Genomic DNA, 10583 nt, shown 5'->3' with positions numbered 1-10583 from the left:
GCCCGGTTACATTCCGAACCCGGAAGCTAAGCCTCATAGCGCCGATGGTACTGCAGGGGGGACCCTGTGGGAGAGTAGGACGCCGCCGAACTATTTTTGAATGAAAGAGCTGGTCCCTGAACTTCGGTTCAGGGACCAGCTCTTTTTTGTTTTGTGTAACTTGCCGTTCACGTTCCGCAGCCAACATCCGGAGTCATGGGGACAGTTGGCATGTTGCGAGCCGCAGGTATCGGTGCCGGTGACGAGGTCATCGTGCCGGCGTACGGAAACGTCGAGATCGCCGAGGCCGTGGTCCTGGCCGGGGCCGTGCCCGTGTTCGCGGACATCGATCGGGTGACGTACTGCCTGGATCCTGACGCGGTGGCGGCCGCGGTGACCTCCCGTACGGCCGCAGTCGCCGTCGTGCATCGCTTCGGGCACCCCGCCGACGTCAGGCGGTTGCGGGACCTGGGGCAGCGGCACGGCGTACTCGTGCTTGAGCAGGGTGAGTTGGACGCGCCGTACGACGAGCTCGCGCAGCGGCGGTCGCGGGCCGCCTACCTCAACGGGCGGCTCAGCGGCGTGCTGACCCCGGACGGCGTCGTGGGCCACAGCTATCAGCAGTACGTCGTACGCGTGCCCGGCAACGGGCGGCCGGACCGGGACGCGTTCGCGCGTGCAGTGCGGGCCAAGGGAGTCGACTGCCGGGTGCCGGTGAAGACGCCCGTTCACCGGACGCCGGAGTTCTGGCGGGACGTCTATCTGCCGGAGACCGAGCGTGCCGCGGACGAGACGCTGGCGTTGCCCGTCGGTGGCGAACTGTCGCGGCGTGAACTGCAGCGGATCGTATCGGCGTGCAATGCGCTCGGGGGGCTGCTGCAGCCCGCTTTCTGAGGGGTGTTCACAGCCGTTCGAAGCAGCCGTGAGTTCGGGGTATGCTTTATTCCGTTGCCACGCGGGAAACCGCGAAAGGGCGACAGGCCCCTATAGCTCAGTCGGTAGAGCGTCTCCATGGTAAGGAGAAGGTCAGCGGTTCGATTCCGCTTGGGGGCTCAGAGAGTAGTAGTAAGTCGGGAAAGTCCCCGCCCAGTTGGGCGGGGACTTTTTTGTTTCAGTCCTTCTGGAGGCCGGGGACCCGCATCGCGAGGATCGCCATGTCGTCCGACGGGGCGTCTGTCGCGAAGCGTTCCACCGCGCGCATGATGCGGGCCGCCACAGCGCCCGCCGTGAGGCCCGTACACGTCGTGAGGACGTCCGCGAGGCCGTCGTCGCCGAGCATACGGGTGCCCTCGCGGCGCTCGGTGACGCCGTCCGTCACGCAGAGCAGGACGTCGCCCGGATCGAGCGTCATCGTCTGTTCGTAGAGCTCCAGGTCGTCCATCACGCCGAGCAGCGGCTGCGGCTCCGCGTACGGCTCGACCGTGCCGTCCTGGCGCAGGCGGAGCGGGAGCGGATGCCCTGCGCAGACGATCTTCAGGACCGCCGAGCCGTCCTCCTGCGGCCACAACTCCCCGTAGAGGAGCGTGAGGAAGCGGCTACGGGCGCCCTCGTCGAGGATCGCGGCGTTCAGGCGCTCGAGGACCGCGGGGCCGCCGAAGCCCTCGCGGGCCAGCAGGCGCAGGGCGTGCCGGGCCAGGCCGGTGACCGCGGCGGCCTCCGGGCCCGTGCCGCAGACGTCGCCGATCGCGAAGCCGTACGCGCCGTCGCGGATCGGGAAGAGGTCGTAGAAGTCGCCGCCGACCTCGTTGCCCTCGCCGGCCGCGCGGTAGATGACCTCGACCTCGACACCCGGGATCTGCGGGAGCCCCGGCGGCAGCAGGCTGCGCTGGAGGGACTGGCTGATGGCCATGCGCTCCGAGTACAGGCGGGCGTTGTCCAGGGCGAGGGCCGCTCGGCGGGAGAGGTCTTCGGCCAATTCCAGGATCTCTTGGCGGAAGTGCTCGTCGGAGGGCTTGCCCAGCGTGAGCATGCCGATGACGCGGTTGCGGGCGACCAGGGGCAGGACGACCGTCTCGCCGCCCACCGCCGATGCCGTGGAGAGCGTCGTGCCGATGCCCGAGCCCAGGCTCAGGGGCTCGTTGAGGCCGAGGCTGCGCATGGAGGTGCGCAGGGCGGCCTGGTGGGCCGCTTCCGAGGGCGCGGCCCATACGCGGGCTCCGGGGGCCGGCACGGGGTCGGGAGGGGCGATCTTGGAGAGGAGTGCCTTCAGGCCGTCGATGCGCTCCTCGTCCTCATGGAGGACGTACGAGAGATAGGGCTCGGACGACTGGTCGGCGATCGTGTAGACGGCGCACCAGGTCGCGAGCGTCGGGACCGTCATCTGGGCCATGAGCGCCAGGGTCTGGTCGCGGTCGAGCGTGCCCGCGAGGAGGTCGGACGCCTCGACGAGGAAGGAGAGCGAGCCGCGGCGCAGACGCTCGAGCTCACCGAGGCGCGCGGACTCGACGGCGAGAGCGATGCGGTCGGCGGCGAACTGGAGACGCAGAGCCTCTTCGTTCGAGTACCGGTCGGGGGACTCGGCGGCGACGCCCAGGGAGCCCGTGAGGCGGCCCTCGACCTTCAGCGGGACCGTGACCACGGAGCGCATTCCCGTGCCGTTGAGGAGCGGTACGGCGCCGGGGACGACCGTGAGGTCCTCGTGGACGGCCGGCATACGTGCGGAGCCGTAGCGGCCAGGGCCCGCGTCCACGGGGACGCGGGCGAAGCGCTGGCGGGCGGAGGGCAGGCCGGTGGAGGCGCGGACCTCGAGCTCCGTCTCGTCGTCCGTGGCGAGGAGTAGGAAGGCGGCGTCGCCGTCGAGCATGTCGCGGGCGCGCTCGACCGTGCGCTGGAGCAGCCCGTCGAGGTCGTCCGGCGCGGGGGAGCCGATGAAGACCTCGAAGGGGTCGGCGGTGTGCGACTCGGTGAGCGCTCCGGGCTCGGGGGCGGGGCCGCGCAGCGGGGTCTGCAGGACGGCGCGTTCGTCGTCGCGGACGAGCAGGCAGACCGTGGACGGTTCGCCGTCGGTGTCGCGGACGCGCAGGTGCGAGGCGTAGACCGGGGTGACACGGCCGTCGGAGCCGCGGATGCCGTAGCTGCCCTCCCAGCGGGAGAGCTGGAGTGCCTCCACGATGCCGGTACTGGTACCCGGAGTGTGCGGCCAGGCGGCGAGATCGGTGAGCGGTTTGCCGGTGACCTGTTCGGCGGCGTATCCGAAGAGCTCTTCCGCGTCTTCGTTCCAGGCGGAGATCGCGCCCACGCGGTCGATCTGGACGACCGCGACGCGGACTCTGCCGTCGGTGAGCGGGAGAAGCTCGGCGGGGAGGGCGGGGCCTGCGGTGCGGGTGCCCACCGAGCGGTCGGGTAGGTCGAGTTGGAACCAGACCTGCTTGTTGGTGGGGGTGTAGTCGACGCCCCAGCGGGTGGCGAGTGCCGCGCACAGCTGGAGCCCGCGGCCGCCCTCGCGGTCGGGGCTGCCCATGTTCGCGGCGGACTGCTGGAGCGGGATCTCGCGCTCCGGATAGTGGTCGGAGACCTCGATGCGTACGGCGTCGTCGCTGCGCAGGCAGAGGACGTCGGCGGCGGTTCCGGCGTGCACCACGGCGTTGGTGACCAGCTCGCTGGTGAGGACGACCGCGTCGTCGACGATGTCCGTGAACCCCCAGCCCTGGAGGGTGTCGCGGACAAAGGAGCGGGCCGTCGCGACGGAACGCCCGACGGGGTCGAAAGTCGCAGCCGCGCGCGCGGTGATCACAGAACTCCTCGTACGAGTATCGACGCCCAGATCTCCCACCATGGTGCGGCCGCCCCTCCGATGCCCGCTTGTACGTGTGCCACCGCCCAGGCCGGGCAGGACCGAGGTGGTTGGACAGCCGGATGCCAGGTTACTTACCTTCGCCGTCCATGCTGATGCCGGTCGTCAGTGTTTCCGCCCGGAGGGTGTGCGGACGGTGTGCGAAGCTGCCGAACTGTTATGGCCTGGTTCAGCCATGGTGAAACACTGGGCAGGCTTCTTGGAGAGAGCCCAGGTAACCCGAGCAGTACGGTCGACCCTTGCGGGAGGGACACAGTGGAGTCTGGCGCAGCGACGCGGGGCACTAAAACGCGTGCGAAAGACGGACAGTCCCTGAGTAAACAGCGCAAACCGCGCCACGGGACAACTACGTCAGTGGATGCGGCGGCTCTGAACAGACTGCTCGCGGCGCTCGCTGCCATGCGGGACGGAAACTTCCGTAAGCGGCTCACGGTCTCCGGTGACGACGTCATGTCCGAGATCGCCGCCGTCTTCAATGAGGTGGCCGACCGGAATCTGCATCTGACGGGTGAGCTGTCCCGGGTGCGGCGCATGGTCGGACGTGAGGGAAAGCTCACGGAGCGCCTTGAGAGCGGCGCCAGTGAGGGGTCGTGGGCCGCAGCGATCGATGCGTCGAACGCCCTTGTCGACGATCTCGTACGCCCTGTCTCCGAGGTCGGGCGGGTGCTCTCGGCGGTCGCCGACGGTGACCTGGAGCAGCGGATGGAGCTGCGGGCGCAGGCGGACGAGGGGAACGGTCATCCGCTGCGCGGGGAGTTCCTGAAGGTCGGCCGGACGGTGAACAACCTGGTCGACCAGCTCTCGACGTTCACCGACGAGGTCACGCGGGTGGCCAGTGAGGTGGGCACCGAGGGCAAGCTGGGTGGCCAGGCGCGGGTACGTGGAATGTCCGGTTCGTGGAAAGACCTCACGGATTCGGTGAACACCATGGCGTACCGGCTCACCGCGCAGGTGCGTGACATTGCTCTCGTGACGACGGCGGTGGCAAAGGGTGACTTGTCGCGAAAGGTCACCGTTCATGTCGCCGGTGAGATGCTTGAGCTGAAAAACACCGTCAACACGATGGTGGACCAGCTCTCGTCGTTCTCCTCCGAGGTGACCCGCGTCGCGCGCGAGGTCGGCACGGAGGGCGAGCTCGGCGGCCAGGCGCAGGTGCCCGGTGTGGCGGGAGTGTGGAAGGACCTCACCGATTCGGTGAATCTTATGGCCGGCAATCTCACCGCCCAGGTGCGTGGGATCGCCCAGGTCACGACGGCCGTCGCGAACGGCGATCTGTCCCAGAAGGTGACGGTGAGCGCACGCGGCGAGGTCGCCCAGCTCGCCGAGACCATCAACCAGATGACCGAGACGCTGCGTACGTTCGCGGACGAGGTCACGCGAGTCGCGAACGAGGTCGGCGCCGAGGGGCAGCTCGGCGGTCAGGCGAATGTGCCGGGTGCGGCGGGGACCTGGAAGGACCTCACCGACTCGGTGAACACGGTCTTCAGGAACCTCACCACGCAGGTGCGCGACATCGCGACGGTGACGACGGCGGTTGCCAACGGCGATCTGTCGCAGAAGGTCACCGTCGATGTCGCGGGCGAGATGCTCGAGCTGAAGAACACCGTGAACACGATGGTGGACCAGCTCTCCGCCTTCGGTGCCGAAGTGACCCGTGTGGCGCGGGAGATCGGTGTCGAGGGTGAGCTCGGCGGTCAGGCGCAGGTGCAGGGCGCGGCCGGTACGTGGAAGGACCTGACGGACTCGGTCAACACCGCCTTCCGCAACCTCACGGGCCAGGTCCGCAACATCGCGCAGGTGACGACGGCGGTCGCCAACGGTGATCTGTCGCAGAAGGTCACCGTCGACGTCTCCGGCGAGATGCTTCAGTTGAAGAACACCGTGAACACGATGGTGGACCAGCTGTCGTCCTTCGCCGATCAGGTCACGCGGATGGCGCGCGACGTGGGCACCGAAGGACGCCTCGGCGGCCAGGCGCGCGTGGACGGTGTCAGCGGCACCTGGAAGGAACTCACGGACTCCGTCAACTTCATGGCCGGGAACCTGACGTCGCAGGTACGTCAGATCGCCCAGGTCACGACGGCGGTGGCCCGGGGCGACCTGTCGCAGAAGATCGATGTGGATGCGCGTGGCGAGATCCTGGAGCTGAAGAACACCATCAACACGATGGTCGACCAGCTCTCCGCGTTCGCCGACCAGGTGACCCGGGTGGCCCGCGAGGTGGGCACGGAGGGCCGGCTCGGCGGGCAGGCGCAGGTGCCCGGTGTGGCCGGTGTGTGGCGCGACCTGACCGACTCCGTGAACGGTATGGCGGGCAACCTCACCGCTCAGGTCCGCAACATCGCGCAGGTCGCGACCGCAGTGGCGCGAGGCGACCTGTCGCAGAAGATCGACGTGGATGCGCGCGGCGAGATCCTGGAGCTGAAGAACACCCTCAACACGATGGTGGACCAGCTGTCGGCCTTCGCCGAGCAGGTGACGCGGGTGGCCCGTGAGGTGGGCACCGACGGCATCCTGGGCGGCCAGGCGGAGGTGCAGGGTGTCTCAGGCACCTGGAAGGACCTCACGCAGTCCGTGAACGGCATGGCGAACAACCTGACCCTTCAGGTCCGCAACATCGCCGAGGTCACCACGGCCGTCGCCATGGGCGACCTCTCCAAGAAGATCACCGTCGACGCCAAGGGCGAGATCCTCGAGCTCGTCACCACCGTGAACACGATGGTCGACCAGCTCTCGAACTTCGCCGAGCAGGTCAACCGCGTGGCCCGTGAGGTGGGCACCGAGGGCAACCTGGGCGGCCAGGCACGGGTCCCGGGCGTCACCGGCACCTGGAAGGACCTCAGCGACAACGTCAACCTGATGGCGAACAACCTGACCGGCCAGGTGCGCAACATCTCCCAGGTCGCGGCGGCGGTCGCCAACGGAGACCTCACCAAGAAGGTCACCGTCGAGGCGCGCGGCGAGGTCGCGCAGCTCGCCGACACCGTCAACACGATGGTGAAGACGCTGAGTTCGTTCGCCGACGAGGTGACCCGCGTGGCCCGCGAGGTGGGCACCGACGGCATCCTCGGCGGTCAGGCCCGCGTGCCCGGAGTGTCGGGTACGTGGAAGGACCTGACGGAGTCCGTGAACGGCATGGCCTCCAACCTCACCGGACAGGTCCGCAACATCGCGATGGTCACCACGGCCATCGCCAAGGGCGACCTGACCAAGAAGATCGACATCGACGCCCGGGGCGAGATCCTGGAGCTGAAGACGACCATCAACACGATGGTCGACCAGCTGTCGTCCTTCGCCGAGCAGGTCACGCGCGTGGCCCGCGAGGTGGGCACGGAAGGGCAGTTGGGCGGTCAGGCGCGCGTGCGGGATGTCGACGGCACCTGGCGCGACCTCACCGAATCGGTGAACGAGATGGCCGGGAACCTCACCCGTCAGGTACGCGCCATCGCCGAGGTCGCCACGGCGGTGACGCGCGGCGACCTGAACCTGAAGATCGACGTGGACGCGGCGGGCGAGATCCAGGTCCTCCAGGACAACATCAACTCGATGATCGCCAACCTCCGCGACACCACTCTCGCCAACAAGGAACAGGACTGGCTCAAGGGCAACCTCGCCCGCATCTCCGGTCTGATGCAGGGCCGCCGGGACCTGGCGGACGTCGCCTCTCTGATCATGAGCGAGCTGACGCCGGTGGTCTCCGCGCAGCACGGTGCCTTCTTCCTCGCGCTGCCCACGGACGACAGCGCGGAGCCGGGCGCCGAGCAGGGGGACGCGTACGAACTGCGCATGATGGGCAGTTACGGCTACTCCATGGGCTCCATGCCGACGTCCTTCCGGCCCGGCGAGACGCTCATCGGCACGGCGGCGCAGGAGCGGCGCACGATCCTCGTGGAGAACGCACCGTCCGGCTATCTGCGGATCGCGTCCGGGCTCGGCGAGGCGCCGCCCGCGCAAGTGATCGTGCTCCCGGTGCTCTTCGAAGGGACCGTCCTCGGAGTGATCGAGCTGGCCGCCTTCCAGGCGTTCACGCAGATCCAGAAGGACTTCCTCAGCCAGATCGCCGAGATGATCGCGACGAGCGTCAACACCATCAGCGTCAACACGAAGACCGAGGTGCTGCTGAGGCAGTCGCAGGAGCTCACCGAGCAACTGCGTGAACGGTCGGCGGAGTTGGAGAACCGGCAGAAGGCGCTGCAGGACTCCAACGCCGAACTGGAGGAGAAGGCCGAGCTGCTCGCCCAGCAGAACCGCGACATCGAGGTCAAGAACACCGAGATCGAAGAGGCCAGGCAGGTCCTGGAGGAGCGTGCCGAACAGCTCGCTGTCTCGATGCGCTACAAGTCCGAGTTCCTCGCGAACATGTCGCACGAGCTGCGTACGCCGCTCAACTCCCTGCTGATTCTGGCCAAGTTGCTGGCCGACAACGCAGACGCGAACCTCACCCCGAAGCAGGTGGAGTTCGCCGAGACGATCCACGGGGCGGGTTCGGACCTGCTGCAGCTCATCAACGACATCCTCGATCTGTCGAAGGTCGAGGCGGGCAAGATGGACGTCTCCCCGACGCGCATCGCCCTCGTCCAGCTCGTGGACTACGTAGAGGCCACTTTCCGTCCGCTGACCGCGGAGAAGGGGCTCGACTTCTCCGTACGTGTGTCTCCGGAGCTGCCCGCGACCCTCCACACGGACGAGCAGCGGCTCCTTCAGGTCCTGCGCAACCTCCTGTCCAACGCGGTGAAGTTCACCGACTCCGGAGCGGTCGAGCTGGTGATCCGGCATGCGAACGCCGATGTGCCCAACGCCATCCGCGAGCAGCTCCTGGAGGCGGGCTCTTTGCGGGACGCGGACGCGGATCTGATCGCCTTCTCGGTGAGTGACACCGGCATCGGGATCGCGGGCAGCAAGATGCGGGTCATCTTCGAGGCGTTCAAGCAGGCCGACGGAACGACGAGCAGGAAGTACGGCGGTACGGGTCTCGGGCTCTCCATCAGCCGGGAGATCGCGCGTCTCCTCGGCGGTGAGATCCACGCGGCGAGCGAGCCGGGCCGCGGCTCGACGTTCACGCTCTATTTGCCGCTGCACCCGAGCGAACTGCCGCCCCAGGGCTACGCGACGCTGACCCCGCTACCGGGAACGGCCTCACGGGCCGCCCTGGAGGAGGGCGCGTCCACGGCCGAGCAGCCGCCGCAGGGCGAGGAGACCACGCCGCCGCAGCTCGACGCGGCGCCGGGGCCGAGCACGCTCTTCCGGCGTCGCCGCCGCTCCCTGCCGGCTTCCTCCGGGCAGTCGGCAGCGCTGCCGGGGCAGAGCGCCGCGGGGTCCAAGGAGCAGCGGTCCCAGGAGCAGTGGCCGACCGTGGGGCAGCAGGAGGCGGCCGAGGCACGTCCCGGCTTCCAGTTCGGCGGCGAGAAGGTGCTCATCGTCGACGACGACATCCGGAACGTGTTCGCGCTCACCAGCGTCCTGGAGCAGCACGGGCTCTCGGTCCTGTACGCGGAGAACGGCCGTGAAGGCATCGAAGTCCTGGAGCAGCACGATGATGTGACGGTCGTGCTCATGGACATCATGATGCCGGAGATGGACGGGTACGCGACGACGACGGCGATCCGCAGGATGCCGCAGTTCGCCGGGCTCCCGATCATCGCGCTCACCGCCAAGGCCATGAAGGGCGACCGGGAGAAGGCCCTCGACTCCGGGGCTTCCGATTACGTTACGAAGCCGGTCGACCCGGATCATCTGCTCTCGGTGATGGAGCAGTGGATGCGCGGGGAGTGACCGAGAAGAGACTCCATTACGCGGAGTTGCTGACAGAGTGTGGCCGTAGCCGTGTAGAAGCGCGGTATTCGGGGAACCTTCTGGTCTCCCACCGCGTTTCTGCTACGTGCACGGTGACATCGCGGTGACAGGGTGTGGCGACAGGCGGGGTGCGGCTACCATGACCGGCACAAGGACGGACGGCGTAAGGGAGTCGTCCCCTGGGGCGGCGCCCGGTGTACCGCCGGGGCGAGGAGGGCGGGCCATGGTGCAGAAGGCCAAGATCCTCCTGGTCGATGACCGGCCGGAGAATCTGCTGGCGCTGGAGGCCATCCTCTCTGCGCTCGATCAGACCCTGGTGCGGGCATCGTCCGGGGAGGAAGCGCTCAAAGCACTACTCACGGACGACTTCGCGGTCATTCTGCTGGACGTCCAGATGCCAGGCATGGACGGTTTCGAAACCGCCGCGCACATCAAGCGGCGAGAACGGACCCGGGACATCCCGATCATCTTCCTCACCGCGATCAACCACGGCCCGCATCACACGTTCCGCGGTTACGCGGCGGGTGCGGTGGACTACATCTCCAAGCCGTTCGATCCGTGGGTGCTGCGCGCGAAGGTCTCGGTGTTCGTCGAGCTGTACATGAAGAACTGTCAACTGCGGGAGCAGGCGGCACTGCTGCGGCTCCAGCTCGAGGGCGGTGGCAAGTCCGCGGCGGGTGAAGCCAAGGAGCCCGCCGGGCTCCTCGCCGAGCTCTCCGCGCGCCTCGCGGCCGTCGAGGAACAGGCGGAAGCGCTGTCGAAGCAGCTGGACGACGACTCGGCGGACGCCGCAGCTGTCGCTACCGCTGCCCATCTCGAACGCAAACTCACCGGCCTGCGGCGGGCTCTTGACGCCCTGGAGCCGGGCACCGGCAGCGGTGCGCCCTCGGTGTCCTCGCAGAACTGAGCCTGCTGAGTCCGCGAGGGATGCCGAGCGGAGCCGGACCGGAGGCGGTGAACATCCGTCAGTTCACCGCCCCCACAAGGGCGACACAAAAGGGTGAAGCCGTAGGCACAC

At 68.1% G+C, this 10583-nt stretch carries 4 protein-coding genes, 1 tRNA gene and 1 rRNA gene; 5 read left to right on the top strand and 1 reads right to left on the bottom strand.

The window, feature by feature from the left end:
- The 3 genes from rrf to ACGFSB_RS28150 form a co-directional block, all read left to right on the top strand.
- Positions 1-91, top strand: a 5S ribosomal RNA gene (gene rrf / locus ACGFSB_RS28160); the annotation flags it as partial.
- A gap of 104 nt (positions 92-195) precedes the next feature.
- Positions 196-873 (top strand): DegT/DnrJ/EryC1/StrS family aminotransferase, encoded by a 678-nt coding sequence (locus ACGFSB_RS28155; RefSeq protein ID WP_393404865.1) that lies wholly within the window; start codon positions 196-198, stop codon positions 871-873.
- An 86-nt stretch (positions 874-959) separates the two neighbouring features.
- Positions 960-1032 (top strand) — tRNA-Thr (locus tag ACGFSB_RS28150).
- A 58-nt stretch (positions 1033-1090) separates the two neighbouring features.
- Here the strand turns inward: ACGFSB_RS28150 and ACGFSB_RS28145 are convergent.
- On the bottom strand, positions 1091-3754 hold the full coding sequence (locus tag ACGFSB_RS28145; protein WP_393404863.1) for a SpoIIE family protein phosphatase: 2664 nt from the start codon (positions 3752-3754) through the stop codon (positions 1091-1093).
- Positions 3755-4027: 273 nt separating this feature from the next.
- Here ACGFSB_RS28145 and ACGFSB_RS28140 point away from each other — a divergent pair, with 273 nt between their 5' ends.
- Positions 4028-9544, top strand: coding sequence for a HAMP domain-containing protein (locus ACGFSB_RS28140; RefSeq protein WP_393404861.1), 5517 nt, complete (start codon positions 4028-4030; stop codon positions 9542-9544).
- Positions 9545-9788: 244 nt separating this feature from the next.
- Complete coding sequence (locus tag ACGFSB_RS28135; RefSeq protein WP_393404859.1) at positions 9789-10472, top strand: two-component system response regulator; 684 nt, start codon at positions 9789-9791, stop codon at positions 10470-10472.
- Positions 10473-10583: the final 111 nt, after the last annotated feature.

It is taken from the genome of Streptomyces sp. NPDC048441 (assembly GCF_043200235.1).
In the GTDB taxonomy this organism is placed as follows: Bacteria; Actinomycetota; Actinomycetes; order Streptomycetales; family Streptomycetaceae; genus Streptomyces.
The sequence above is the reverse complement of the archived record's forward strand: the minus strand, read 5'-3'. Positions and strand labels throughout refer to the sequence as shown.